This window comes from Thauera sp. WB-2, from assembly GCF_027594845.1.
Classification (GTDB): domain Bacteria; phylum Pseudomonadota; class Gammaproteobacteria; order Burkholderiales; family Rhodocyclaceae; genus Thauera; species Thauera mechernichensis.
This window is the reverse complement of sequence record NZ_CP088935.1, coordinates 2,456,085-2,480,833: the sequence shown is the minus strand read 5'-3', so window position 1 is coordinate 2,480,833 and position 24,749 is coordinate 2,456,085. Positions and strand designations below refer to the sequence as shown.

Annotated in this window: 20 protein-coding genes and 2 tRNA genes; 11 read left to right on the top strand and 11 right to left on the bottom strand. The window is 67.2% G+C overall.

All coding sequences use genetic code 11. The features are described 5' to 3' along the window. Nucleotides 1-10 precede the first annotated feature (10 nt). The 4 genes from LQF09_RS11410 (at nucleotide 11) to purT (ending at nucleotide 5,600) form a co-directional block, all read left to right on the top strand. Entirely contained in the window at nucleotides 11-2,509 is a 2,499-nt protein-coding gene (locus tag LQF09_RS11410; RefSeq protein WP_270068002.1) for an ABC transporter permease, read from the top strand. 17 nt (nucleotides 2,510-2,526) lie between these two features. Further along, complete coding sequence (locus LQF09_RS11405) at nucleotides 2,527-3,735, top strand: DNA recombination protein RmuC (protein ID WP_270069880.1); 1,209 nt, start codon at nucleotides 2,527-2,529, stop codon at nucleotides 3,733-3,735. 74 nt (nucleotides 3,736-3,809) lie between these two features. Continuing rightward, the gene (locus LQF09_RS11400) at nucleotides 3,810-4,151 is read left to right on the top strand and encodes a hypothetical protein (protein ID WP_270068001.1); all 342 of its coding nucleotides are present in this window, start codon (nucleotides 3,810-3,812) and stop codon (nucleotides 4,149-4,151) included. Between the two features lie 249 nt (nucleotides 4,152-4,400). Next, nucleotides 4,401-5,600, top strand: coding sequence for a formate-dependent phosphoribosylglycinamide formyltransferase (purT, locus tag LQF09_RS11395; protein WP_270068000.1), 1,200 nt, complete (start codon nucleotides 4,401-4,403; stop codon nucleotides 5,598-5,600). A gap of 53 nt (nucleotides 5,601-5,653) precedes the next feature. Here the strand turns inward: purT and LQF09_RS11390 are convergent, their stop codons facing one another. After that, complete coding sequence (locus LQF09_RS11390; RefSeq protein ID WP_270067999.1) at nucleotides 5,654-7,387, bottom strand: hypothetical protein; 1,734 nt, start codon at nucleotides 7,385-7,387, stop codon at nucleotides 5,654-5,656. Nucleotides 7,388-7,467: 80 nt separating this feature from the next. On the opposite strand from LQF09_RS11390, the gene LQF09_RS11385 reads away from it, so the two are divergent. Then, nucleotides 7,468-8,277: a creatininase family protein gene (locus tag LQF09_RS11385; RefSeq protein WP_270067998.1), complete on the top strand. Its 810-nt coding sequence runs from the start codon at nucleotides 7,468-7,470 to the stop codon at nucleotides 8,275-8,277. Nucleotides 8,278-8,353: 76 nt separating this feature from the next. On the opposite strand, the gene ribA is transcribed toward LQF09_RS11385, so the two are convergent. Further along, nucleotides 8,354-9,511, bottom strand: a complete 1,158-nt coding sequence (gene ribA, locus LQF09_RS11380; RefSeq protein WP_270067997.1) for a GTP cyclohydrolase II — start codon at nucleotides 9,509-9,511, stop codon at nucleotides 8,354-8,356. A 155-nt stretch (nucleotides 9,512-9,666) separates the two neighbouring features. Here ribA and LQF09_RS11375 point away from each other — a divergent pair, with 155 nt between their 5' ends. Next, nucleotides 9,667-10,464, top strand: coding sequence for a RibD family protein (locus LQF09_RS11375; RefSeq protein WP_270067996.1), 798 nt, complete (start codon nucleotides 9,667-9,669; stop codon nucleotides 10,462-10,464). Here the strand turns inward: LQF09_RS11375 and LQF09_RS11370 are convergent. The 5 genes from LQF09_RS11370 to LQF09_RS11350 are packed head-to-tail and all read right to left on the bottom strand — an operon-like array spanning nucleotide 10,461 to nucleotide 14,978. Continuing rightward, nucleotides 10,461-11,495 (bottom strand): lysylphosphatidylglycerol synthase transmembrane domain-containing protein, encoded by a 1,035-nt coding sequence (locus tag LQF09_RS11370; RefSeq protein WP_270067995.1) that lies wholly within the window; start codon nucleotides 11,493-11,495, stop codon nucleotides 10,461-10,463. The genes LQF09_RS11375 and LQF09_RS11370 overlap by 4 nt on opposite strands. A 14-nt stretch (nucleotides 11,496-11,509) precedes the next feature. Continuing rightward, nucleotides 11,510-12,421 carry a class I SAM-dependent methyltransferase gene (locus LQF09_RS11365; protein WP_270067994.1) on the bottom strand — a complete coding sequence of 304 codons (912 nt, stop codon included), beginning with the start codon at nucleotides 12,419-12,421 and terminating at the stop codon, nucleotides 11,510-11,512. A gap of 40 nt (nucleotides 12,422-12,461) precedes the next feature. After that, nucleotides 12,462-13,541, bottom strand: coding sequence for a glycosyltransferase family 4 protein (locus tag LQF09_RS11360; protein ID WP_270067993.1), 1,080 nt, complete (start codon nucleotides 13,539-13,541; stop codon nucleotides 12,462-12,464). 34 nt (nucleotides 13,542-13,575) lie between these two features. Beyond that, on the bottom strand, nucleotides 13,576-13,974 hold the full coding sequence (locus tag LQF09_RS11355) for a 6-pyruvoyl trahydropterin synthase family protein (RefSeq protein ID WP_002930096.1): 399 nt from the start codon (nucleotides 13,972-13,974) through the stop codon (nucleotides 13,576-13,578). Between the two features lie 17 nt (nucleotides 13,975-13,991). Then, complete coding sequence (locus LQF09_RS11350; RefSeq protein ID WP_270067992.1) at nucleotides 13,992-14,978, bottom strand: zinc-dependent alcohol dehydrogenase; 987 nt, start codon at nucleotides 14,976-14,978, stop codon at nucleotides 13,992-13,994. A 188-nt stretch (nucleotides 14,979-15,166) separates the two neighbouring features. On the opposite strand from LQF09_RS11350, the gene LQF09_RS11345 reads away from it, so the two are divergent. Both LQF09_RS11345 and LQF09_RS11340 read left to right on the top strand, forming a co-directional pair. Next, on the top strand, nucleotides 15,167-15,892 hold the full coding sequence (locus LQF09_RS11345; RefSeq protein WP_270067991.1) for a CDP-alcohol phosphatidyltransferase family protein: 726 nt from the start codon (nucleotides 15,167-15,169) through the stop codon (nucleotides 15,890-15,892). After that, a complete protein-coding gene (locus tag LQF09_RS11340; protein WP_270067990.1) occupies nucleotides 15,889-16,500 on the top strand; it encodes a YceI family protein in 612 nt (203 codons plus the stop codon). Before LQF09_RS11345 ends, LQF09_RS11340 begins: the two co-directional genes overlap by 4 nt. A gap of 28 nt (nucleotides 16,501-16,528) precedes the next feature. Here the strand turns inward: LQF09_RS11340 and moaA are convergent, their stop codons facing one another. After that, nucleotides 16,529-17,620, bottom strand: a complete 1,092-nt coding sequence (gene moaA, locus LQF09_RS11335) for a GTP 3',8-cyclase MoaA (RefSeq protein ID WP_270067989.1) — start codon at nucleotides 17,618-17,620, stop codon at nucleotides 16,529-16,531. Between the two features lie 181 nt (nucleotides 17,621-17,801). Here moaA and LQF09_RS11330 point away from each other — a divergent pair, with 181 nt between their 5' ends. Beyond that, complete coding sequence (locus LQF09_RS11330; protein ID WP_270067988.1) at nucleotides 17,802-20,231, top strand: Lon protease family protein; 2,430 nt, start codon at nucleotides 17,802-17,804, stop codon at nucleotides 20,229-20,231. Nucleotides 20,232-20,416: 185 nt separating this feature from the next. On the opposite strand, the gene LQF09_RS11325 is transcribed toward LQF09_RS11330, so the two are convergent. From LQF09_RS11325 to LQF09_RS11315, 3 genes are all read right to left on the bottom strand, one after another. Beyond that, nucleotides 20,417-20,492 (bottom strand) — tRNA-Asn (locus LQF09_RS11325). A 64-nt stretch (nucleotides 20,493-20,556) separates the two neighbouring features. Continuing rightward, nucleotides 20,557-20,632 (bottom strand) — tRNA-Asn (locus LQF09_RS11320). An 89-nt stretch (nucleotides 20,633-20,721) separates the two neighbouring features. Continuing rightward, nucleotides 20,722-21,930, bottom strand: a complete 1,209-nt coding sequence (locus LQF09_RS11315) for an amino acid aminotransferase (protein ID WP_002930075.1) — start codon at nucleotides 21,928-21,930, stop codon at nucleotides 20,722-20,724. 150 nt (nucleotides 21,931-22,080) lie between these two features. On the opposite strand from LQF09_RS11315, the gene uvrB reads away from it, so the two are divergent. Beyond that, nucleotides 22,081-24,168: an excinuclease ABC subunit UvrB gene (uvrB, locus tag LQF09_RS11310; protein WP_002930074.1), complete on the top strand. Its 2,088-nt coding sequence runs from the start codon at nucleotides 22,081-22,083 to the stop codon at nucleotides 24,166-24,168. Between the two features lie 27 nt (nucleotides 24,169-24,195). Continuing rightward, nucleotides 24,196-24,669, top strand: a complete 474-nt coding sequence (locus LQF09_RS11305; protein WP_002930073.1) for a low molecular weight protein-tyrosine-phosphatase — start codon at nucleotides 24,196-24,198, stop codon at nucleotides 24,667-24,669. The last annotated feature ends 80 nt before the right edge of the window (nucleotides 24,670-24,749 follow it).

Genomic DNA, 24,749 nt, shown 5'->3' with positions numbered 1-24,749 from the left:
GGCCGGCGACATGATGCGTACCCTGCTGCTCGCTGCTCGCATGATGCTGCGCGACCTGCGCGCAGGCGAACTGCACCTGCTCGGGCTGGCGATCGTGATCGCGGTGGCAAGCCTGACCAGCGTTGGCTTCCTGGCCGACCGCGTCGGTCGTGCGCTCGACCGCGAGGCCAACCAGTTGCTCGGCGGCGATCTCCTGCTGCGTGCCGACCGGCCGTGGCCGGCGGCGTTTGCCGACGAGGCGCGCGACCGTGGCTTGCAGGTCGCCACCACCGTGCTGTTCACCAGCATGGCGAGCACAGAGGAAACCGCGGCGCTGGCCGGCGTCAAGGTGGTGGAGGATGGCTACCCGCTGCGTGGCGCCATCCGTATCGCAGCGGGTCCCAACCAGGACGATGCCGTCGCGGGCAGGGTGCCGGCGCCGGGCGAGCTGTGGTTGGACGAGCGCCTGTTCGCCGAGCTTGGGGTCAAGGTCGGCGACGTGGTCGGCATGGGCGAGCTGGCGTTCCGCGTCGGCGCCATGGTGAGCTTCGAGTCCGACCGTGGCGCCAACTTCTTCAGCCTGCTGCCGCGGGCGATCTTCAACCTGGACGAACTCGAGCGCACCGGCCTGATCGCCGAGGGCAGCCGTGCCACCTGGCGCCTGCACGTTGCTGGCGAGCAGACCACGGTCGACGCCTATGAACGCTGGGCGCGTGACAACCTGGGGCGCGGGCAGGCGGTGGAGACGGTGGAGAACGCCCGCCCCGAAGTGCGCGCGGCACTCGACCAGGCGCAGCGCTTCCTGCGCCTCGCGGCCTTGCTGGCAGTGATCCTCGCCGCGGTAGCAGTCGGCTTGTCCGCGCGCCGCTTCATGGCACGCCACCTCGATGGCTGCGCGGTGATGCGCGTGCTCGGCGCGCGCCAGGCACAGGTGCTGGGCATCGTCGTCGGCGAGTTCCTGATCTTCGGCCTGGCTGCAGCGCTGGCCGGTACCGCCTTGGGCTGGAGCGTGCAATGGGGGCTGGCGGGCGGCCTGCGCGAGATCCTCGCCACCGAGCTGCCGGCGCCCTCCTTGCTGCCGATCGCGCATGGACTGGCGGTCGGCATGGCGCTGCTGGCAGGTTTCGTGCTGCCCCAGCTGCTGCGCCTGCACAAGGTCAGCACACTGAGGGTACTGCGCCGCGAGTTCGACATCGCCGAGCCACTCTCGGGCGCGGCCTGGGCCTTCGGGCTGGCGGCCTTGCTCGGGTTGATCTTCTGGATCGCCGCCGATATGCGGCTTGGCCTGATGGTCGCACTCGGCTTTGCGCTCGCGCTCGGCGTGTTCGCGCTTGCGGCGTGGTGGGTGCTGCACCTGGCCGGGCGGCTGAAGGGGCAGGGCAGCCTGCGTGGCGGCGGCTGGCGTTACGGTGTGGCTGCGCTCGGCCGGCGCATGGGCGGCAGCGTCGTGCAGGCGGCGGCGCTCGGCCTGGGCATGACCGCGCTGCTGTTGCTGACCCTGGTGCGCGGCGACCTGCTCGACAACTGGCGCGCCATGGCGCCGGCGGATGCGCCCAACCGCTTCGTCATCAACATCCAGCCCGACCAGCGTCAGGGCGTGGCCGCGTTGTTCGGTGCCGAGGGGCTGCCCGAGCCGGCGATTCAGCCGATGATCCGTGGCCGCATGGTCGCCATCAACGGCACGCCGATCGCGCCCGAGGCGTTTGAGGACCAGCGCACCCGGCGGCTGGCAGAGCGCGAGTTCAACCTGTCCTATGCTGCCGCGCTGCCGGACGCCAACGTGGTCAGCGCCGGGCGCTGGCATGGCGCTGCGCGCGAGCCGCAGTTCTCGGTCGAAGTCGGCCTGGCGCAGACCTTCGGGCTCAAGCTCGGCGACCGCGTGACCTTCGAGATTGCCGGTGAGCGCGTCGAGGCTCCGATCACCAGCGTGCGCACGCTGGAGTGGGATTCGATGCGGGTCAATTTCTTCTTCATCGCCTCAGAGGGGCTGCTCGAGACGTATCCCGCCAGCCTGATCACCAGCTTCCATCTGCCCGCCGAGCGCCACGATTTCACCACCCGGCTGATCAGCGCCTTCCCCAACCTCACCGTGATCGACATCGCCGCGGTGGTCGCCCAGGTGCAGTCGATGACTGACAAGCTGATCCTGATCGTGCAGTTCGTGTTCGGCTTTGCGGTGCTGGCGGGACTGGTGGTGCTGTATGCGGCCCTGCAGTCGACCCACGACGAGCGCGAGTACGAGCTCGCCATGCTGCGCACGCTGGGCGCGCGCAACCGCCAGGTTCGCCAGGCCTTGCTCGCCGAGTTCCTCGTGCTCGGCAGCGTGGCGGGCGTACTCGCGGGCGTGGGGGCGAGCGCGATCGGCTGGCTGCTCGCCGAGCAGGTTTTCCGCATGGCCTATGTCCCTGCGCTGGCGCCGGTCGTGGTGGCCGTGCTGCTGGGCACGGCTGGCGTGGTGGCCGGCGGCTGGCTGGGTACGCGCAAGCTGCTGTCGCGCCCGCCGCTGGCCAGCCTGCGTGCGCTGGCCTGAGGAGCGCGGGCTTGCAGATCGGGACGTTGACGCTGACCCAGGCGGAGATGCTGCTGGGTGGTTTGTTGCTGCTGGCGCTGATTGCGCTGGCGTGGTTGCTGGCGCGCAGCTTCGGCAGCGAGCGCCGCTTGCAGGGCGAGCTGTCCGAGGTGCTTGCCGAACAGCTCGAGCAGCGCCTTGGCGCGCAGCACCGCGAGATCCTGCGTGATCTGCATGAGGGTCTGGCGCGCCAGACCGATCGCATCGGCGAGCACGCCCGTGCCGACCGCGAACTGCTGCAGCGCGGGCTTACAGCCGCCTCCATGCAGTTGTCGCGCGGCATGCAGGCGTTGACGCAGAGCGTCGACGGCCGCCTCGACACCTTGTCGGGCCAGGTCAGCCAGCGCCTGGACGAGGGCTTTCGCAAGACCAATGAGACCTTCGCCAGCGTGATGGCGCGCCTGGCCACCATCGACGAGGCGCAGAAGAAGATCGACGGCCTGACCACCAACGTGGTCAGCCTGCAGGCGCTGCTCGGCGACAAGCGCGCCCGCGGCGCCTTCGGTGAGGTCCAGCTCGAGGCCCTGGTGCAGAACATCCTGCCGCCCGATGCCTTTGCCTTCCAGGCAGCGCTGCCCAATGGCAGCCGTGTCGATTGCCTGCTCAGCCTGCCGGCGCCGACCGGGGATGTAGCGGTGGATGCCAAGTTCCCGCTGGAGAACTACCAGCGCATGTTCGATGCAGATGCGGGCGGGCTGGAGCGGCGCGCCGCGCAGACCGCTTTCCGCGCCGATGTGCGTCGCCATATCGACGCCATTGCCGACAAATACATCCTGCCCGGGGTGACCTCGGACGGTGCGGTGATGTTCCTGCCGGCCGAGGCGGTGTTCGCCGAGATCCATGCCTACCACCCCGAGCTCGTCGCCCACGCCCAGCAGCGCCGGGTGTGGATCGTGTCGCCGACCACGCTGATGGCGGTCCTCAACACCGCGCGTGCCGTGCTCAAGGACGTCGAGACGCGCAAGCAGATCCACGTCATCCAGGACGCGCTCGGCAAGCTGGCGAAGGATTTTCACCGCTTTGACGAGCGCATGGCGGCGCTCGCCCGCCACATCGAGCAGGCCAGCCGCGACGTGCAGGACGTGCAGACCTCCAGCCGCAAGATCAGTGCGCACTTCCAGAAGATCGAGTCGGTGCAGCTCGAAGATGGCGAGACAGGAGAGGCTGGCGGGGGCCGCCGAACTTGACCTCGAACAGGGAATGCGGAGCAGCCTTCCGTTAAGGTCGGCGGGGTCAAGAACCCGCCCGGATTGCCCTTACGATGTCTGACTTCCCTCTGCCGGTCCTCTTCATCATGGCTGTGTTCTTCTCCATGTGGATGATCATGCGCGTTTTTCACAAGCACGAGAAAGCCAAGCGCGCGCTCCCCGAGCTTGACGTTTACCTGCAGGCGCACGGCCAGGCGGAGCCCTCGTGTCATGCCTGCGGGGCTGTCGAGCTCAAGGAGGAAGGCCTTAGCCACGGCAAGGACAGCCAGCGCTTCGTGTCCTGCGCCAAGTGCAAGGCCCTGCTGTACCGCTTCGAGCGCCCTCAGGCTGCCGAGGAGGCTGTGCCCGTCGATGCCCACTGGCGGCCGCTCGATTCGGCCGAGCGTCGCGAGTAGGGCAATCGCAGCGCGCAGGGTCGTTTTTTGCGCTGGGTATGCGCTGCGTCGCCTTTAACCCCTCGCGGCTCGCGCCGCTCCCACAGCAAAGCCAAATGCACGATGCGTCCCGTGTAGGAGCGGCGCAAGCCGCGAGCTTTCGAGCGCGGCGCCTCTGTTGCAGAGCCTCGCAGCCGGCGCAGATTCCACGTGCCTGAACGCGTGGCGTATTAACATGCGGCGTTCCCCATACCGACAAGGAGAGCCCCCATGGACCTCGGTACCCCGCTTTCACCCTCCGCGTTGCGCGTGATGCTGCTCGGCGCCGGCGAGCTCGGCAAGGAGGTGATCATCGCCCTGCAGCGCCTGGGCGTCGAAGTCATCGCCATCGATCGCTACGCCAACGCACCCGGCCATCAGGTCGCCCATCGTGCCCATGTGATCCCGATGACCGACGGCGCGGCCCTGCGTACGCTGATCGAGCAGGAGCGCCCACACTTGGTCGTACCGGAGATCGAGGCCATCGCGACCGACATGCTCGCCGAGATCGAGGCCGCCGGCCTCGCCGAGGTCATTCCTACGGCGCGCGCCACCCAGCTCACCATGAACCGCGAGGGCATCCGCCGCCTGGCTGCCGAGACCCTCGGCCTGCCCACCTCGCCTTACCGCTTCGCTGATTCGCTCGACGAGTTGCAGGCTGCAATCGACGGCGGCATCGGCTATCCCTGCATCGTCAAGCCGGTGATGTCGTCCTCGGGCAAGGGGCAGTCGCTGCTGCGCGGGCCGGACGACGTGAAGAAGGCCTGGGACCATGCCGCGGCCGGCGGTAGGGTCAATCAGGGGCGCGTCATCGTCGAAGGCTTCATCGACTTCGAGTACGAGATCACCCTGCTCACGGTGCGTGCCCGTGATGCCGGCGGCGAGGTCCGCACCTACTTCTGCGAGCCGATCGGCCATGTGCAGGTGGCGGGCGACTACGTCGAGTCGTGGCAGCCGCAGGCGATGAGCCCGGCGGCGCTGGCGCGCTCACAGGAGATCGCCGCTGCGGTCACGGGCAACCTGGGCGGACGCGGGCTGTTCGGCGTCGAGCTGTTCGTGCGCGGCGATCAGGTGTGGTTCTCCGAAGTGAGCCCACGGCCGCACGATACCGGCCTGGTCACGCTGTGCTCGCAGCGCTTCTCCGAGTTCGAGCTCCACGCACGTGCCATCCTCGGCTTGCCGGTGGATACCGCGCTGCGCGAGCCGGGTGCGTCGGCGGTGATCTACGGCGGCGTCGATGCCGGGGCGCTGCGCTACGAGGGCGTCGCCGAGGCGCTCGCCGTGCCGCGCAGCGACCTGCGCCTGTTCGGCAAGCCCGAGTCCTTCGTCAAGCGCCGCATGGGCGTCGCAGTCGCCAACGGCGCGGACGTCGAGGAGGCGCGTGCGCGCGCCAAGCGGGCAGCGGGCAGGGTCAGGCCGGTCGCGGGCTGAGCGGCCAGCGCCTGGCGCGTTTATGCATGCGGCTGGCTTGCGCTGTGGCTGTGTCAGGGTGGGCTTGCAAACGCCTCGATGAGCAGCGGCGTGATGGCGTGCATGGGGCCGAAAGGCGTCGCTGGCGGCACCAGGCCAGGGACAAAGCCTGCGGCCTCGAAATGCGCCAACAGCCTGCGATTGTGGCTGACGATGTGGATGGGCACGTCCCATGGCTGATTCGGGCCGGTGACCGAGCCGATCGGCTGGTGGTCGCCGACGATGATCGTGAATAGATCGGCAGGCGCGTGGCGGCCGAGGTAGTCCGCCAGCCAGTCGAACTGGTAGCGCATCGAGGCCAGGTAGGCTGGCGTGGGGTTGGACCATGCCACGGCTACGCCTTCGGCGGCATCGCGCTCGTCGATGGTATAGGCGTCCGCGCCCAGCAGGCGTGACCAGTCAGCGGTGAAGGGCGGCAGTGCGCGGAAGGGCGCGTGCGTGGTCACGGTGGGAAACACCACCAGACGCGGCTGCCGGTGGCGGGGGCCGGCTTCTTGTTGCGACGCCGGGAGCGCCGAGAAATCCTTGCCGAACTCCTGGTGGTGGATGAGCGCCATCGAGGCCTGGTCGGGAATGCGCCAGAAGCCGAAGTGTGGTCCCTCGTAGCCGATGCGCTCGGCGTCGGCATAGCGGTCGAAAGCGTAGAACGCGCCTTCCGGCCAGGCGCGCTGAATGCCAGGCAGCCAGCCTACGCTGCGGTAACCATTGGCGGCGAAGTGGCTCACAAGACTCGGCCGGCTGCTGGCGAGCAACTGTTGGTAGTTGCGCGGATCACGAGTATCCATTCCCGCCAGCAGGCTGGCATGGGAAAGCCAGGACGCGCCGCCGAAGGTGGGCGCGACCAGCCGGGCGGACACGACATGGCGGTCGCCGGCGGCGATCGCGGCGGCGAGTTGTGCTCGTGACGGCGCCAGCGCTTCGGCAATGTCCGGCTTGTCGAACGTTATTGCGCCGTAGGCCTCGGCAAACACGATCAGCACGTCCGCTCCACCGAGCGCATCGACAGTGCCCGAGAAAACCGGCCCCGGGCCGAAGCGCCCGCCCTGGGCGTCGGCGGACAGCGCAAGCACAAGCAGGCGCGACTGCTCGGCGAGCAGGGCACTGACCGGTGGAGCGAGCAATGGGCGCAGCCGCTCGGGCTGCCATGGCTGGGCGACCGACAGCGCGCACACCGCGAGCCCGAGAAAGAGCAGCAGGCGCCGGGTGAGGTCGTGTTCCGCTGCGCGGACAAGTGGAAGCATGCACAGCCTCACGATCGCGTATAGCAGTGCCAACGCGAGTCCGGCGACGATCAGTGTGAGAGCAGTGGCGAAGGCCTTGTTCTCGACGCTCATCCTGATGACGGCCCATAGGTGCTGGCTGTCCCAGTAGGCGTTGAGTCGGCGGCCGAAGATCGATGGCACCGTGACGTTGATGTAGTGCATCACCACCCAGGTACTGCCGAGCGCTGCAAGTGCGCCAAGCATGCGCTGCCCGAGTGCGCCGCGCCAGCCGATCCAGATGGCGAGCGCCACCAGCAAGGCGGCAAGCTCAGTGGATAGCCGCCACTCGAGCCGCGGCCACAGGGTGGGCCACTCGTTGCCAAAGGTGAGCAGGAGGTTGAGCACGAACAGCGGCAGCACGACGAGGCCAAGCGCACGCGCACCAGCGGCGAACGCGGTTGCAGCTGCGGTGCGGACCGCGGGGTCTTCGTTGTCCCCCCGCCCGTACTCACCTTGCCGCGGCGCTTCATGCGATTGTCTGGTCATCACCGGCACCTGCTCACCGAGGCCGCCCCGATCCGGCTATGATCGGACGCAGCCGATCTCTTCGCCCCAACTTTGCCGACATGGACAAAATCGCTGCGGTTTCGAACTGGCTCGACCTCACCCCGCAACAGATCCGTCGCCTTGCAGCCGAGGATGCGGTGGCGGTGTTGCCGTTGGCAGCGGTCGAGCAGCATGGCGAGCATCTGCCTCTGTCGACCGATCTCGATATTGCCGAGGGCTTGCTGCGTGCAGCCCTGCCGCAGCTTGACCCGCAGCGGCGGGTCTGCGTACTGCCTGCCCTCGCCGTGGGCTTGAGCCTGGAGCACACTGCATTCGCGGGTACGCTGAGCCTGAGCCCGGAGTGTGCGCTGACCACCGTTTGCGAACTGGGCGACAGCGTGGCGCGCGCGGGGCTGCGGCGATTGGTGTTGTTCAACACCCACGGCGGCAACAAGGCTGTTGTGGATATGGCTGCGCTCAAGCTGCGAGCCGCGCATGGCATGCTGGTTGTACGCGCAAACTACTTCCGCTTCGCGCCCCCGGAGGACGCGCTGCCAGCGGCCGAGTTGCGCCACGGCCTGCATGGCGGCGCACTGGAAACCGCGATGATGCTTCACCTTGCACCGCACAAGGTCAGGTGCGAGGTGCTGGCGAACCATGCCTCGCTCGGCCAGGCCATGGACGCCAAAGGCAGCCTGCTCGGGCCCGAGGGCGAGGCTGGCTTTGCCTGGATGGCGCAGGATCTCAACCCGCATGGGGTGACCGGCAACGCAACGCTCGCCGATGCGGCGCTGGGGTCGCGCCTGGTCGAGCACTTTGCCGCTGCGCTCGTACGCGTGATCGAGGACGCCGCGGCCTTTGATCTCGAGTGCCTGAGCCGGGGCGGTTAAGGCCCGCGGCTGCGGCGGATGGGCGGCGTGCAGTCCCCGATTCACCGCGCCGCAACCCGCATACGAAAGATGTGCCTCAGGCGCCGCCAGCCGTGCCGGGCGCGGGCAGACGTTCGGGTTCGGCTGACGCCGGCTCGTCCTGCTCACTGAGCAGGTCGTGCAGCCAGTGACCGTGCCGATCTGCCTTGGTCTGCAGGTAGCGCTCGTTCTGGCGGGTGACGTCGCCGTAGATCGCCTGGCGCTCGACGACGTTGATGCCGGCGCGTTGCAGCGCCTCCACCTTGCTTGGGTTATTGGTCAGCAACATCACCTTGGCAATCCCGAGCTGATCGAGCATCTCGTGCGCGACTCGGAAATCGCGCTCGTCCTTGGAGAAGCCGATGACCTGGTCCGCATCGATCGTGTCCAGGCCCTCGTCCTGCAGGCCGTAGGCGCGCAGCTTGTTGGCGAGCCCGATACCACGCCCCTCCTGGGAGAGATAGAGCAGGACGCCGCCGCCCTGTTCGTTGATCGCGGCCACGCCGCGGCGCAGCTGTTCGCCACAGTCGCAGCGCAGGCTGCCGAAAAGGTCGCCGGTGAGACAGGATGAATGCAGGCGTACGGGCACGGCCTGCGGCCACCGGCCCGGGTCACCGATGACGATTGCCACATGCTCATGCACCCCGTCGGCTTCGCGGAACAGCACGAAGCGGCTGTTCTCGGCCTCGGCGAGCGGAACGCGGGCTTCGCTGACTCGGGTCAGCAGGCCAGGCCCACTTCTGCACAGGCGCAGCGCCTCGTCGGCCTCTACCGCCAGCAACTGGCCGCCGGCCAGCTCGTGCTCGACCGCACTACGCGCAGCCTCCGGCACGGCAAATGCCAGTGCGGCAGGGACAAGCTGGGCACGGGCAAGAAGACGCAGTGCCGCAAGATTGGTCTGGTCGGCGTCCACTAGCTGGACGCCGTGGGGCAGTGCCGCCCCGCGCGTCCACGCCAGGGCACGCAGCTCACCTTCCATAGGCTGCTGATCGAAGACGAGGCTCACCGCCTCGGCCGTGACGACATGGCCGAGGGCAGCCATGCGGTGGCGGCTCAGCACGAGTGCGGGTGAGGCGCCCGTGAGTGTGCTGGCTGCAGAGAGCGTGGCGTCGCACAGGCCTTCGACCGCGAGCACGAGCGTCTGCGCGCCCTGGTGGCGCAACACGATGGGAAGTCCGCGTCGCAGGTCGAAAATGGCACGCTCGGCTTGGCGCATTCGGTGTTCTCCGTTCGGGTTATCGGGTTCATCATTGCGCAACTGCCGGACATGGCAACAGACTGTAGGCGCGAACCGCTTTGTTCAATGGATTCTGTATGGCGAGCTTACAACGCACTCAAGATTGGGGCTGGTCCTGCATTCTTCAAGCGTGCATGCACGATTGGTCCGCGCAGCCCGAGACAAGTTTCCAGGCGGGCGGCGCCTGTCTCCGTGTGGTCGCGGGTGGTGGCTGGCGGTGCGACACCGTGGTCGATGCGGCGACGGTGGCCTTGCTCGACACCTTCCTGCCGCTGGTCGCCAGCTGCCGGCCGTGGACGGTCGCCCAGATCGGCCAGAGCCTGGATGGACGCATCGCCACTCAAAGCGGAGCCTCGCACTATATCAACGGAATCGAGGCCCGCACACACCTGCACCGCCTGCGCGCCGTGGCTGATGCGGTGGTGGTCGGTGTGGGCACGCTCAATGCGGATGACCCACTGCTTACGGTGCGCCATGTCAGCGGCCCACAGCCGCTGCGGGTAGTGCTCGATCCCAGCGGCCGCGCCGCGCCGCAGGCGCGCATGTTTGCCGATGGTAGCGGAGCCTGCCTGCTGATTCGGGGGGAGGGCGCGGGTGAGGTGAGGGCAGAGGGTCAAGTCCGTACGCTGCGCTTGCCGACCCGAGAGGGACGCTTTGCCCCGGCTGAAGTGGTGCAGGCGCTCCATGCCGAGGGATGCAGGCGTGTGCTGGTCGAGGGCGGTGGCTTGACGGTATCGGGCTTCCTGGAGGCAGGCGTGCTCGACCGCCTGCATGTGCTGGTGGCGCCGATGCTCATCGGCTCGGGCCGGCCAGGGCTCAGCCTGCCGGTCATCGATACGCTCGAAGGCGCGTTGCGGCCGCGCTGCCGCTACTTTGCCTGCGGCGATGACGTGCTGTTCGACCTCGACTTCGGCGACGAGGGCGGTATTTAGCGGCGCTGCCGGAACAGCACCAGCGCGCCTGGCAGGCTGGACAGCAGCACGACCACGCCATAGGCGATTGCAATCGCGACGCCCTGCGCGGGGTCCAGTCCGGCGGCCGACCATAGCAGGGCCGCAGCACCTTCACGCACGCCCCAGCCGGCAATCGACAGCGGCAGCGCCATTGCCAGCAACACCCAGGGGATCAGCGGCAGGGCCTCACCGGGGTGGGTGGCTGAGCCAAGCATGAGCAGGCAGCACAGGTACACAGCCACATAGCTGACAACGATCAGGAGCGATGCGAGCAGCTGCTTGAGCAACACCTCGCGCGCAAACAGTGCCTGCCTGAGCGCGGTGGTCAGGCTCGCAAGCACGGCGGGGCGTCGTCGCCACCACAGCCAGCCGAGTGTGAGTGCCATGAGCGCCGCAATGAGTGTCGTCATGGCGAACGTCGTCATCGAGCCCGCCGCGCTGCTGTCCGAGTCAAGCACGCGAGCCAGTGCGGCGCGCAGGCTCGGTGCGGTGACGAGCGCCAGCAAGGCGACCAGAAGCAGTGCGAACTGACCGGAAACGCGCTCGATCAGCACCGCGTGCCAGGCCGAGGTGCCGCGCCCTGCTGTGCCGGTGGTCGTACGGGCGTGTCGCCACGCGCGGTTGGCATCGCCCATAACGCCTCCGGGCAGCAGCTGGTTGAGGAGGGTGGCCAGGTAGTACTCGGCGAGTGCCGTCCTGAAACCGAGCGGCACGCCAAGCTGCTGTGCCGTCAGCCGCCAGCGCCAGGCCGACAGCGCAACCTGGGGCAGGCTCAGCGCCAGCGCCAGCGCCAGCCAGCCAGGGTGAGGGGCGGAAAGTGCGGCCAGCAGGGTAGAGGGCTTCAGCCACAGCACGAGCGCGACCAGCAGGCCGCAACTGAAGGCAACGCGCAGCGCGGGCAACAGGCGGACGAGGCGGCGGTGCGCGGGCTTGGCAGTGCGTTCGTGTATCGGTAATCCGGGTAGTCCGTCGTCCGCCGCCGCGCCGGCGCCCCTTCGCTGCGTATCCATCGCCCTGGCCTGGCTCAAGTGCTTGACCGCGGCGGGCTTGCGAACAGGTCGACGTGGCCGACGACGAGGCGACCACTGTATCCGGCACACCAGGCTTGGCGACGCGCATGCCAGTGCCGGATGCGCTCGGCCATGGCCGGCAACTGCGCACATGCGGCCTCACGCCAGCCATCGATGAGGGCGCGGGCCAGCTGTGACTGCCTTGAGTCGTCGAGCTGCAGTTGCCAAGGGCTGGCTGCAAGCTCGACGTCAAAGCCGCGAGTGCGCAATGCGGTGGCGAGGCAGGCCGCAGCGTCCGGCCCGAGTGCGGCCCCGATGCCCTTGTCGCCACGCTGGTGCGCATTGAAGGCCTCGTTCACCACGGGATCGTCCACGTCCGTGTCAGCCTCCCACACCGGCACGCCGGCTGCGCTGGACTCGGGGGCGCACAGGCGCTCGAAGCGCCAGCTGCCATCCACGCTCAGGGTGACGAACACCGCGCTGCCGTGAGCGTCGCAGGCGGCGGCAAGACGCTCGATCCAGCTTGCGTCGACCAGGTCGAGCAGCGCCGAGGCGCACACCAGGTCGGCCTCGCCGATTGTGAGTTCATCCAGCGTAGCGAGGTCCTGCAGCCGGGTGTGTACGCTCACCGGCTTGCCTTCGGCGTCACATAGTGAGGCGCAAGCATGTCGCGCATGTACGAGCAGTGCGTTGTCGCGGTCTACCAAGGTCCACCGTTGGGGGCCAGGCAGTCGGGGGGCAAGGTGCGCAGGGTTGGCGCCGCTGCCGCTGCCCAGGTCCACGAGGTGCAGCGCACGCGGGCTGCCGCCGCGGCGAGCGTCGAGCCAGGTGCGGGCGCGCGCTTCGAGCGCATGTGCGCGGGCGGCGGTATCGGCCGGGCGTCGCAGCGCAAGCCAGTCGATGCTGAAAACCGCATCGGTATGCATGCCCTCTCGTCCGTGGCGATCGCCGGCTTTGGCTTGGTCGCTATGCATGGCGTCCTTGCGCTAGGTGGTTCGTAGCTGCGTGGCGGTCGAGTGCGGTGGCGAATTCGAAGCCTGCACGCGTCCAGTCGCGCAGGCTGGAACGGGCGCGGCGGGCGCCATCGCGAAGTTGCAGCCTGTGCTCGCGGTTGCTCAGCAAGTCACGCAGCGCGCTGGCGAAGGCATCGACGTCATCGACCGGCAGCGCCAGCCCGGCTCCATGCGGCAGGGTTTCGCCCAGAGCACCACCCGAAGTGGTCAGTACCGGCAGTCCGGCGGCGACTGCCTCGGTGATGACCATGCCGTAGCCCTCGTAACGCGAGGGCAACACGAAAAGGTCGGCTGAGGCGTAGGCTGCGCAGAGCGCATCATCCGTGCATTCGCCGCTTAGCCGGACGCGCCCGTCGAGGCCGGCAGCGGCGATCTGAGCGGCGATCGTGCCCGCATGCACGGGGTCGCGTGCGAGGCTGCCGATGCAGTCGCACTGCCAGTCCAGGTCGGCAACACGCGCGAGTGCCGCCACCAGCAGCCCGTGGCCCTTGCGCGGGGTTAGGCTGGCTACGCACAGGAGCTTGGGTATGTCGGCATCAGCCGCAGCGAGGGGCAAGGCGCGTACCCCCGGCTCGACCACCTGCAGGCGATTGGGTCGCACGCCGAAATGCGCAAGCCGCCGTGCGGTGTGGCGGCTGGTAGTGATGACGGTACGGGCTGCGGCCAGGGCTGCGCGCTCCGAGGCCAGAAGGCAGCGTTGCAGCGTGGTGCATAGTCCGCCTTCGTCGGCCAGCGGGTGGTGGATGAGGGCGATGAGGTCCAGGCGACCGGCGTGGGCATGCGCAAACTCAGGTAGCCCACCCAGAGCAAGTCCGTCGATGACCACCTGGCGGCCCGCAGGCAGCGCCGACAATGTGGCATCTAAGGCTTCGCGCGCTTGGGCATCGGCGTCGGGGAAGCGCCCGGGCAGGCCGTGCACGGTGACCGTCCAGCCCTGTGCGCGCAGCGAGGCGGCGATGTTTGCGTCGTACAGGTAGCCGCCGGTGAGCTGGGCGGGGTCGCCCGGGACGACGAGATCGACGCGGCGGCTCATGGAGATCGGTCCCATGTCAAGGCTGGCGTCTGGTTCAAAGCGCGCCCTCATAGGCTGCCCAGGCGATGTGCGACTCGTGCAGGGTGACCTTCAGGCGCTCGAGCCCGCGCGCGCCCTCGCCAAGGCGGCCGCTGCGGACGGCTGCGGCCATGCGCTCGAAGATCACCCGTGCCATGAACTCGGTGGTGGTGTTGCGGCCGCTGAAGGCCGGCTCATCGTCGAGATTGCGGTAATTGAGTTCGGCGAGCACCGCCTTGAGCGTATCGCTGGCGAGACCGATGTCGACCACCAGGCCATCGGCGTCGAGCTCGGGGCGCTGAAAGCATGCATCAACGACATAGGTGGCACCGTGGACGCGCTGGGCGGGGCCGAAAACCTCGCCCTGGAAACTGTGGGCGATCATGATGTGATCGCGGACGCTGAGGCTGTACATGCAGGTGCTCCGGTTGGTCAGTCATAGCGGATGCGCTCGCACAGGGCGCCAGCCGGCGTGTGCGCCAGGCGTGCCATGAGTGCGGGCAGGGCTGCGAAAGGGTGTTCGCCGCTGATCAGTGCATCGAGCCGATCGTCGACGAGCAGCGCGAGCGCGAGTTCCAGGCGGCGGCGGTAGTCCCAGCGCGGCGCGCGCGGCGCAGTGATATGGCCGACCTGGCTGGCGCGCAGGACGAGCCGGCGCGAATGAAAGGCGGCGCCGAGGGCGAGCGTGGCGGTGCGCTGGCCGTACCAGCTCACCTCGATGATGCTGGCTTCCTGGCCGGCGAGTTCGAGCGCTTGCGCGAGGCCGGCTGGATTGCCGCTGGCGTGAAAGACAAGGTCGCATTCCGGGCGCGCCGCCCCGGGTGCGCGATGGACGAGGCCGAGCGCCGTGGCGAGCGCTGCACGCTCGGCGTCGACATCGATCAGTTCTACCTCGGTGCCGGGGATGCGTGCACACAGCCAGGCGATCAAGGTGCCGACCACGCCGGCGCCGATCACCGCGATACGGTCGCCGACGGCTGGGCTGCCGTCCCAACAGGCGTTGATCGCCGTCTCCATGTTTGCGGCAAGTACCGCACGCGCGGGTGGCACTCCGGGGGGGAGCGCCAGCACGGCGCTGGCAGGGACGATGTAGCGCTGCTGATGGGGGTGCAGGCAGAAAACGGTCTGCCCCCGGAGCGCGGCGGCCTGGGAGCCGATGCCGTCCTCGACGATGCCGACACTGATGTACCCGTACTTGACTGGCCCGGGAAATTCGCCCTCCTGGAAAGGCGCACGCATGCGCTGGTATTCCGAGCGCGGAACCTCGCCACGGAACACCAGGCTTTCGGTGCCGCGGCTGATCGCGCTGTACAGCGCGCGCACCAGAACTTCGCCGTCGGCGAGCGGCCGCAGTGGCGCGGGGCGAAGCTCGCCCCGATCCGGTGGCAGGCTCCAGAACGCGAGGTTGGGAACGGGCATGCGTTAATTGGTCGCGCGGGCGAACCCGATGCGGAATCTGGTGATCGAAAGCGGTATGTTAGCAGGCGGCCCGCAGGTCCTCGCGGGCCAACGGGCGACGGTGTCGGGAGCGGTCAGTCGTGGCGACAAGTGGGAGGTGAAGCGTGCAGCGTGGTGGCCTCGGCGAGGTGTCGAGCGGGAGGGGGTACATGCCAAGGCTCTGGCAGGAGTTGGGGCTCGCACTGCTGATGTTGCTGGGCGGAGGCATCGTGGCTTGCGTCTTCGCTGCCATGCCGGTGCAAGCGCTGGTGGGTGCGACGGTGGCGCTCGCAGTCATCGTCCTGCTGCTCGCCCGCTTCTGGGGGGATCCCCAGCGCAGTCTGGGGCCCGCCAATCAGGTCACGCTGGTGCGCGCAGTGCTGGTGTGCATGCTGGTCGGGGCGCTGTTCGCGCCTGCCTGGGGGGCACAATGGGCGTGGCTGCTGGCCGCCATCAGTATGCTGGCGCTGGTGCTGGATGGCGTCGACGGCTGGGTGGCACGACGCTGGCGCTGCGCCAGTGCGTACGGGGCACGCTTCGACATGGAACTCGATGCCCTGCTGATCCTCGTCCTTTGTGCGCACCTGTTGCAGATGGGCAAGGCCGGGTCCTGGGTGCTCGCGATCGGACTGATGCGTTACGGCTTCGTCGCCGCCATGCTGCGCTGGCCGTGGTTGGGCGCTCCCTTGCCCGACAGCGACAGGCGCAAGCTGGTGTGCGTCGTGCAGGTCGCGAGCCTGCTGCTATGCCTGCTGCCACTGGTCGACGCCTCGTTGGCGACGGCCTTGCTGTTGCCCGCGCTGGCGTTGCTGGCGTGGTCCTTCGCGGTCGATGTGCACTGGCTGCACCGCGCAGTCCGGGGCGGGACCGCTGACAACCGGAGGAGAGAAGGATGAAGACCGAACCGATCCGCTGTGCCCGCAACGCCCTGATCGGCGCCGCGACGCTGCTCGCCGCGGCGTTAGCGAGCCCTGCATGGGCGCAGTCGCACAGTTACCGTATCGACCCCGACCACTTTGCGATCGCCTTCAAGGTCGATCACATCGGCTACGCCAAGGTGATAGGCCTGTTTCAGAAAGCCAGTGGCAACTTCGTCTACGACGAGCAAACCCGTGCGCTGAGTTCGGGGCGTGTCGTGGTGAGCGCCGATAGCGTGTTCAGCAACCACGGCGCACGCGATCGCCATGTTCGCGACAGCGATTTCCTCGACGCCAAGCGCTTCCCCGAGATCGTCTTCGAGGCGACCACGTTCGAGCCCAACGCCGACAACACCGGTAAGCTCAGCGGCAAGCTGACCCTGCTCGGCCAGACCCACCCGGTGACCCTCGATGTGGCGCTGAACAAGGCAGCGGTGTATCCGTTCGGGCACCGCAAGCATACGTTGGGCATCTCGGCGCGCACCACGCTGCTGCGCAGCCAGTGGGGCATGACCTACGGCATCGAGCGCGGCATGGTCGGCGACGAGGTCGAACTGCTGTTCGAACTGGAGGCGATCCGCGAGTGAGCGGGCTTGGGCGGCGGACGGGGGCGTCTCAGCCGCCTATGTAGGACATCTCGATCTTGCGCAGGGCTGCGGTCTCGGCCGTGCGGATCTCCGAGTAGCGGTCGTCGCGCTGCTGCCACACCTGGGCGATCGCGGCATCGAGGCGGGCGTCGACGCTTGCCGCCTCGTCCGCGCTGCGCAACAGGGCGCGCAGGTCATGCCCCGCCTGCGCGAACAGGCAGGTGTAGAGCTTGCCCTCGGTCGACAGGCGGATGCGCGTACAGGTGGAGCAGAAGGCCTGGGTGACCGAGGAAATCACGCCGATCTCGCCCGCTCCATCCTTATAGCGCCAGCGCTCGGCAACTTCGCCCTCGTAGTTGGGGTCGATCGGCTCGAGCGGATGGACGCGGTCGATGCGCGCGATCACGTCCCGCGAGGGCAGCACTTCGTCCATCTTCCAGCCGTTCGACGTGCCGACGTCCATGAACTCGATGAAGCGCAGGATGTGCCCACTGTGGCGGAAGTGGGTCGCCATTGCCTCGATGTCGCTGTCGTTGGTGCCGCGCTTGACCACCATGTTGACCTTGATCGGCCCGAGACCGGCCGTACGTGCAGCCTCGATGCCTTCGAGGACCTTCTCTACCGGGTAGTCGGCGTCGTTCATGCGTCGGAACAGCGTGTCGTCCAGTGCATCAAGGCTGACCGTGACCCTGTGCAGACCCGCGTTCCTGAGCCTTTGCGCCAGCTTGGGCAGCAGCACGCCGTTGGTAGTCAGTGTGATCTCGACGCCGTCGAGCTTGGCCAGCATGCCGATCAGACGGTCAATGTCCTTGCGCAGCAGCGGTTCGCCACCGGTGATGCGTATCTTGCGCACGCCGCGGGCAACGAACAGCTGCGCCACGCGAACGATCTCCTCGAACGACAGCAAGTCTGCCCGTGGCAGAAAGGGGTAGTCATCACCGAACACCTCGCGCGGCATGCAGTACACGCAGCGGAAGTTGCAGCGATCGGTGACCGAGATGCGCAGATCACGCACATTGCGCCCGCGCCGGTCGAACAGGGCAAGACCGGGAGCGGGCCTGTTTGCAGGGTCGGCAGGCGAGGGCGCCGCCGCTGCGTGCTGGATCGGGATGACTTTCATGGTCGTTGCGCAGTGGTGTGACTGGATTATCGGCACGCTGGCGCGGGGGTGCAAGGCGGGTTGGGAGGGCTGGTGCCACATGCGACCTCCACGGGCAGCGGGCCGCGCTCAATGAGCCGGCAGAGCCAGGGTGTATCATGGCGCGCCGACGCGACTTGCGGCATCTGGAGAATACTCGAACATGGCCGACCTCGTGCCACTGCCGGCAACGGCACTGCGTAAGCACTGCACCCCCGATTCACTTGGTTTCGATACCACCGAGGCGCTCGCCGACCATGCCGGCGACCTTGGCCAGGAGCGCGCCGTGGAGGCGATTCGCTTCGGGCTGGCGATGGGACACACCGGATACCACGTGTTCGTGCTCGGCGAGGCGGGCAGTGGCAAGCATGCAACCACCTTTCGCCTGCTGCGCGAACGTGCGGCGAGCGAGCCGGTACCGCCCGACCTGTGCTATCTGCACAACTTCGATGAATCGCTCAAGCCACGCCTGCTCACCCTGCCCGCCGGGCGGGGCGCAGCGCTGCGGGCGCACATGCAGACCTTCATTCGCGATCTCGGCCCGGCGCTTGCTGCAGCGCTGGACAGCGATGCGCACAGCGAGCGTGTCGAGGCCCTGCAGAACGCGCACAAGGCACGCGAGGAGGGGGCTCTGCGCGAGCTGGGGCAGGCCTGTGCCGCGGAGCAGATATCGTTGCTGCAGACCCCGGAAGGCTTTGTCTTCGCACCGATCCGCGACGGCGAGGTGATGTCGCCAGAAGCCTTCGAGGCCTTGCCCGAGGCCGAGCGTGACCAGATCGAAGCGCGCGTGACGGCCTGGAGCGAGAAGCTCGAGGACCTGCTCAACGACTTCCCGGGCTGGCGCAAGGCGGTGCGCGAGTCGATCGAGCGCGCCGAGCACGAGGTCTTGGGGCCTGCCGTGTCCCACCTGCTGCGTGAGGTGCGCGAGGCGCATGCCGACTTGCCCGAGGTGCTGGCCTTCGTCGACGCCGTGCAGCACGATGTGCTCGACAGCGCGATCAAGGGCACCATGCTCGAAGAGGATGAGGACGATGTTTCCGAGCCGGAGGAGAACACGCGTTACCACCGCTACCAGGTCAAGCTGCTGGTCGATCATTCGGCCTCGCAAGGGGCGCCGGTGGTGTTCGAGAACAATCCTGGCTATGGCAACCTGATCGGCCGGATCGAGCATGTGGTGCAGCAGGGCAACCAGGTCAGCCACTTCAACCTGATCCGTGCCGGGGCGCTGCACCGCGCGAATGGCGGTTACCTGGTTCTCGACGCCGAGCGCCTGTTGTCGCAGCCATTCGCATGGGAGGGGCTCAAGCGCTGCCTGCGTGCGGGCGAGATCCGCATCGAGCCGCCTGCCGAGGCGCAAGGCTGGAGTGGTGCGCTGACCTTGGAGCCGCAGGCAGTGCCGAGCGCACTCAAGGTCGTGCTGATCGGCGATCGTGACGTGTATTACCTGCTCATGGAGCACGATCCCGAGTTTGCCGACCTGTTCAAGGTCGCAGCCGATTTCAACGACGACCTCCCGCGTACGCCGGAGAACGAGCGCGAGTATGCGCGCCTGATCGCGCTGCTCGTACGCAGCGCCGGCCTGCTGCCCTTCGACAGCAGCGGTGTCGCCCGCCTTGTCGAGGAGGCCTCTCGCCTCGCCGAAGATTCCGGTCGCCTGTCGCTGAACACCCGTTCGCTGTCGGATCTGATGCGCGAGGCCGACCACCATGCCCGGCTCAAGCGGCGAGACACGAGCACGCGCGTCGAGGTGGAGGATGCACTGGCGGCGCGCGTGCGTCGCTGCAGCCGTTATCCGACCCGGGTGCGCGAATCCATCCTCGACGGTACGACGCTGATTTCCACCGATGGCGAGCGTGCCGGCCAGATCAACGGATTGGTCGTTGTCGAACTCGCCGGCGAACGCTTCGGCCATCCGGTGCGCATCACTGCCACGGTGCGTATGGGCGAGGGCGACGTGGTCGATATTGAACGTGAGACCGAACTCGGCGGTGCCATCCACTCCAAGGGGGTGCTCATCCTGTCCGCCTTTCTTGCCGCACGTTACGCCCGTCACCAGCCCTTGTCGCTGTCGGCGAGCCTGGTATTCGAGCAGTCCTACGCGCCGGTCGAGGGCGACTCTGCCTCGCTTGCCGAGTTGTGCGCGCTATTGTCGGCGCTGACGCAGATTCCGATCCAGCAACGCTTCGCGATCACTGGCTCGGTGAACCAGTTTGGTGAGGTGCAGGTAATTGGTGGCGTCAACGAGAAGATCGAGGGCTTCTTCGACCTGTGCAGCGCCCGCGGCCTGGATGGCTCGCACGGGGTGGTGATCCCCGCGGCCAGCGTACGCCACCTGATGTTGCGCGAGGACGTCGTGCAGGCGGCCGCCACAGGCCGGTTCCACATCCACGCCGTATCGACGGTGGACGAGGCGATGACCGTACTGACCGGTGTCGAGGCGGGCGAGCCGGACGCAAAGGGCGTGATCCCCAAGGGTACCCTCAACCACAAGGTTGCGACGGTACTGGCCGAAATGACTGCGGCCCGCCATGCTTATGCAGACGGCGAGGGTTCCGCAGGTTCGCGCCAGCACCGGCGGCGACACGGGGTGTGATTAGAGGGGGGCTCGCTCCCCGACCGGGGCTCGTCGCGAGTCCCGTGAGCTGTACTCGGCCCACCCAGGCCCCACGGCCCAGGCGTTCAGCTGGTCGGTGTTGTTGCCTCGAAGTCACTGACCTTCGGGGTTGGAAAAGCCAACAAAAAAGCCAATCCCGAAGGATTGGCTTTTTTGCTTGATGCTGGCTCCCCGACCTGGGCTCGAACCAGGGACCTACGGATTAACAGTCCGGCGCTCTACCGACTGAGCTATCGGGGAATTACCTTTTGCAGCCTACTGCTGCGACCTGCTGTTCCTTGGAGAAACACCAAGTCCTTAAACTTGGCTCCCCGACCTGGGCTCGAACCAGGGACCTACGGATTAACAGTCCGGCGCTCTACCGACTGAGCTATCGGGGAACAGAGGCGCGCATTTTAGGCATAGGGCGCGCCTTCGTCAAGGCGAAGAAGCGTTTTTTTGCTGCTCCGTCGCCTTGGTGCGATTGGGCTCAGCCCTTGACCACCTGTGCGATCGCCTTGGCGACGTAGCCGATGTTCTTCGAGTTGAGCGCGGCCAGGCAGATGCGGCCGGTCGATACGGCGTAGATACCGAAGTCGGCCTTGAGCGTCTCGACCTGGGCTGCAGTCAGGCCAGTGTACGAGAACATGCCGCGCTGCTTGATCACGAACGAGAAGTCCTGCGCCACGCCTTCGGCCTTGAGTTGATCGACGAGGCCGGTGCGCATCGCGCGGATGCGCTCGCGCATGCCGCCGAGCTCGTCTTCCCACATCTGGCGCAGCTCGGGCGAGGACAGCACCGCGGCAACGATGGCGCCACCATGGATCGGCGGGTTGGAGTAGTTGGTGCGGATCACGCGCTTGACCTGCGACAGCACGCGGCCCGCTTCTTCCTTGCTGGCGGTGACGATGGAGAGCGCGCCGACGCGCTCGCCGTAGAGCGAGAAGCTCTTGGAGAACGAGCTCGACACGAAGAACTGCAGGCCGCTGGACGACAGGGCGCGCACGGCTACGGCGTCGGCGTCGATGCCTTCGGCGAAGCCCTGGTAGGCCATGTCGAGGAAGGGAATCAGGCCGCGCTCACGACATACGGCCACGACTTCGTCCCACTGCGCGTCCGACAGGTCGGCGCCGGTCGGGTTGTGGCAGCAGGCGTGCAGCACGATGACCGAGCCGGGCTGCAGGCTGTCGAGCTTGGCCTTCATGGCGGCGAAGTTCACGCCACGGGAGGCAGCGTCGTAGTAAGGGTAGTTCTCGACCGGGAAGCCGGCGGATTCGAACAGTGCGCGGTGGTTTTCCCAGCTTGGGTCGGAGATATAGACGGTGGCGCCGGGCACCAGACGCTTGAGGTAGTCGGCACCGACCTTGAGGGCACCGGTGCCGCCCAGGGCTTCGATGGTGACCGTCTGGCCGCTGGTGGCGAGCTGCGAGTCTTTGCCGAACAGCAGGCCTTGCACCGCGTTGTTGTAGGCGGCAGGGCCTTCGATCGGCTGATAGCCGCGCGGCGGCATGGCTTCGAGGCGGGCCTTCTCGGCAGCGCGCACGGCGGCGAGCAGCGGGATCTTGCCGTTGTCGTCGTAGTACACGCCAACGCCGAGGTTGACCTTCTCGGCGCGGGTGTCGGCGGCGAAGGCCTCGTTCAGGCCAAGGATCGGGTCACGGGGCGCCATCTCGACGGCGGCGAAGATCGAAGCGGACATGAGGACTCCAGTCGTTCCAGTAGGGCAGCGGTGGGTGCGCGTGGCGGGAACGGCGCCGGGCCGTGCCTTGTCACGCGATTTGGGAAATAATCGGTGTTTTAGTCCGGTCTCGCCGGGTGGCGATGCACCGGAATGGAGCGGGATTTTAGCATGACGAGTCAAGGCAATAGCGCCGGAAACGATGCGCCGCAGCAAGGCGGCAAGGTGATCGGTTTCGAGGGCAGCCCCTTCCGCCTGCATCAGCCTTTTCCGCCCGCGGGTGACCAGCCCGAGGCGATCCGCCTGTTGTGCGAAGGGGTGGAAGACGGCCTCATGTACCAGACCTTGCTGGGCGTCACCGGCTCGGGCAAGACCTACACCATGGCCAACGTCATTGCCCGCATGGGGCGCCCGGCGCTGGTGCTGGCGCCCAACAAGACGCTGGCGGCGCAGTTGTACGCCGAGTTCAAGGAGTTCCTGCCGGAGAACGCGGTCGAGTACTTCGTGAGCTACTACGATTACTATCAGCCGGAGGCCTATGTGCCTTCGCGCGACCTCTTCATCGAGAAGGATTCGTCGATCAACGAGCACATCGAGCAGATGCGCCTGTCGGCGACGAAGAGCCTGATGGAGCGGCGCGACGTGGTCATCGTCGCTACAGTGTCATGCATTTACGGCATTGGCGACCCGGTCGACTACCACGCCATGATCCTGCATCTGCGCGAGGGTGAGCGCATGGCGCACCGCGACCTCATCCAGCGCCTGGTGGCGATGCAATACACCCGCGCCGACATCGACTTCCGCCGCGGCACCTTCCGCGTGCGCGGCGACGTCATTGATGTGTTCCCGGCAGAGAACGCCGAACTGGCGGTGCGTATCGAGATGTTCGACGACGAGATCGAGCACCTGACCCTGTTCGACCCGCTTACCGGGCACCTCAAGCACAAGCTGGCGCGCTTCACGGTGTATCCGTCGAGCCACTATGTGACGCCACGCGCCACCGTGCTGCAGGCGATCGAGGCGATCAAGGATGAATTGCGCGAGCGTATCGAGACCTTTCAGCGCGAGGGCAAGCTGGTGGAGGCGCAGCGCATCGAGCAGCGCACCCGCTTCGATCTCGAGATGTTGAACGAGATGGGCTTCTGCAAGGGCATCGAGAACTATTCGCGCCACCTCTCCGGTCGAGGCCCCGGCGAGCCGCCGCCCACCCTGATCGACTACCTGCCGCAGGACGCTCTGCTCTTCATCGACGAGTCGCACGTTGCCATCGGCCAGGTGGGCGGCATGTACAAGGGCGACCGCTCGCGCAAGGAGAACCTGGTCGGCTACGGCTTTCGCCTGCCCTCGGCGCTGGACAACCGCCCGCTCAAGTTCGACGAGTTCGAGCGCCTGATGCCGCAGACCGTCTTTGTCTCTGCAACGCCGGCGAAGTACGAGGCCGAGCACCAGGGGCAGGTTGTGGAACAGGTGGTGCGCCCGACGGGGCTGGTCGATCCGGTGGTTGAGGTGCGTCCGGCGATGACACAGGTGGACGACCTGCTCGGCGAAATCAAGAAGCGCCTGGCGGTGAATGAGCGTGTATTGGTCACCGTGCTCACCAAGCGCATGGCCGAGGACCTGACTGACTACCTCGCCGACAACGCGATCCGTGTGCGTTACCTGCACTCGGACATCGACACCGTGGAGCGGGTGGAGATCATCCGTGACCTGCGCCTGGGAGAGTTCGACGTACTGGTGGGCATCAACCTGCTGCGCGAGGGTCTGGACATCCCGGAGGTGTCGCTGGTGACGATCCTCGATGCGGACAAGGAGGGATTCCTGCGCTCGGAGCGCTCGCTGATCCAGACCATTGGCCGCGCGGCGCGCCATCTCCATGGTACGGCCATTCTCTATGCGGATCGCATGACCGATTCGATGAAGGCAGCCATCGGTGAGACTGAGCGCCGTCGCCAGAAGCAGATCGCCTTCAACGAGGCCAACGGCATTGTGCCCAAGTCGGTGAGCAAGCGTATCAAGGACATCATTGATGGGGTCTATGATTCGGATGGCGCAAAGCGCGATGCCGCGCGCGTGGCGGAAAAGGACGCAGACTATGCGGTGATGGACGAGAAGGCGCTGGCGCGGGCGATCAAGCGCCTGGAGAAGGAGATGCAGGAGCATGCCCGCAATCTGGAGTTCGAGAAGGCGGCGGCGGCGCGTGACGAGCTGTTCAAGCTTCGCCAGCGAGCGTTCGGTGCCGACCAGCATGGCAGTGTTTGAATAACAAAAATGAGAGGAGGGGATGACATGACCAGGATCCTGTTCGTGTGCACCGGCAATATCTGTCGTTCGCCGACAGCCGAGGGCGTGGCGCGCCATTTCATCGAGACCGCCGGCTTGAGCGAGCTCGTCGAGGTCGATTCGGCTGGGACCCATGGCTATCACGCCGGCGAGGCGCCCGATCCGCGCACTCAGAAGGCAGCGAAGCTGCGCGGCTACGATTTGTCCGCGCTGCGCGCGCGCAAGCTCGAGGCGCGCGATTTCCAGGAGTTCGACCTGCTGCTGGCGATGGACCGTGGCCACCTCGAGATCATGCAGCGTCAGTGTCCCGAGGTGTATCGTCCGCGGCTCGGGTTGTTCATGCCTTACGCAGGTCCCGAACGGCTCGATGATGAGGTGCCTGATCCGTACTACGGTGGGCCGCGTGGCTTCGATGTCGTGCTCGACATGTGCGAACACGGCGTGAGGGGGCTGCTCGAGGCCGTCGTGGCCAGGGCCTGAGCAGTCGTCGGAAACGACAAGGCCATCCCGTGGGATGGCCTTGTCGCTCAAGCCCGCTTTGCTCGGGCGGGTGCGCGTGC

What these genes read in the sequence shown, in the direction of transcription:
- LQF09_RS11410 (WP_270068002.1), top strand. Translation starts at nt 11, where the DNA reads ATGATGCGTACCCTGCTGCTCGCTGCTCGCATGATGCTGCGCGACCTG.
- LQF09_RS11400 (WP_270068001.1), top strand. Translation starts at nt 3,810, where the DNA reads ATGTCTGACTTCCCTCTGCCGGTCCTCTTCATCATGGCTGTGTTCTTC.
- purT (WP_270068000.1), top strand. Translation starts at nt 4,401, where the DNA reads ATGGACCTCGGTACCCCGCTTTCACCCTCCGCGTTGCGCGTGATGCTG.
- LQF09_RS11390 (WP_270067999.1), bottom strand. Translation starts at nt 7,387, where the DNA reads ATGACCAGACAATCGCATGAAGCGCCGCGGCAAGGTGAGTACGGGCGG.
- LQF09_RS11385 (WP_270067998.1), top strand. Translation starts at nt 7,468, where the DNA reads ATGGACAAAATCGCTGCGGTTTCGAACTGGCTCGACCTCACCCCGCAA.
- ribA (WP_270067997.1), bottom strand. Translation starts at nt 9,511, where the DNA reads ATGCGCCAAGCCGAGCGTGCCATTTTCGACCTGCGACGCGGACTTCCC.
- LQF09_RS11375 (WP_270067996.1), top strand. Translation starts at nt 9,667, where the DNA reads ATGCACGATTGGTCCGCGCAGCCCGAGACAAGTTTCCAGGCGGGCGGC.
- LQF09_RS11370 (WP_270067995.1), bottom strand. Translation starts at nt 11,495, where the DNA reads ATGGATACGCAGCGAAGGGGCGCCGGCGCGGCGGCGGACGACGGACTA.
- LQF09_RS11365 (WP_270067994.1), bottom strand. Translation starts at nt 12,421, where the DNA reads ATGCATACCGATGCGGTTTTCAGCATCGACTGGCTTGCGCTGCGACGC.
- LQF09_RS11360 (WP_270067993.1), bottom strand. Translation starts at nt 13,541, where the DNA reads ATGAGCCGCCGCGTCGATCTCGTCGTCCCGGGCGACCCCGCCCAGCTC.
- LQF09_RS11355 (WP_002930096.1), bottom strand. Translation starts at nt 13,974, where the DNA reads ATGTACAGCCTCAGCGTCCGCGATCACATCATGATCGCCCACAGTTTC.
- LQF09_RS11350 (WP_270067992.1), bottom strand. Translation starts at nt 14,978, where the DNA reads ATGCCCGTTCCCAACCTCGCGTTCTGGAGCCTGCCACCGGATCGGGGC.
- LQF09_RS11345 (WP_270067991.1), top strand. Translation starts at nt 15,167, where the DNA reads ATGCCAAGGCTCTGGCAGGAGTTGGGGCTCGCACTGCTGATGTTGCTG.
- LQF09_RS11340 (WP_270067990.1), top strand. Translation starts at nt 15,889, where the DNA reads ATGAAGACCGAACCGATCCGCTGTGCCCGCAACGCCCTGATCGGCGCC.
- moaA (WP_270067989.1), bottom strand. Translation starts at nt 17,620, where the DNA reads ATGAAAGTCATCCCGATCCAGCACGCAGCGGCGGCGCCCTCGCCTGCC.
- LQF09_RS11330 (WP_270067988.1), top strand. Translation starts at nt 17,802, where the DNA reads ATGGCCGACCTCGTGCCACTGCCGGCAACGGCACTGCGTAAGCACTGC.
- LQF09_RS11315 (WP_002930075.1), bottom strand. Translation starts at nt 21,930, where the DNA reads ATGTCCGCTTCGATCTTCGCCGCCGTCGAGATGGCGCCCCGTGACCCG.
- uvrB (WP_002930074.1), top strand. Translation starts at nt 22,081, where the DNA reads ATGACGAGTCAAGGCAATAGCGCCGGAAACGATGCGCCGCAGCAAGGC.
- LQF09_RS11305 (WP_002930073.1), top strand. Translation starts at nt 24,196, where the DNA reads ATGACCAGGATCCTGTTCGTGTGCACCGGCAATATCTGTCGTTCGCCG.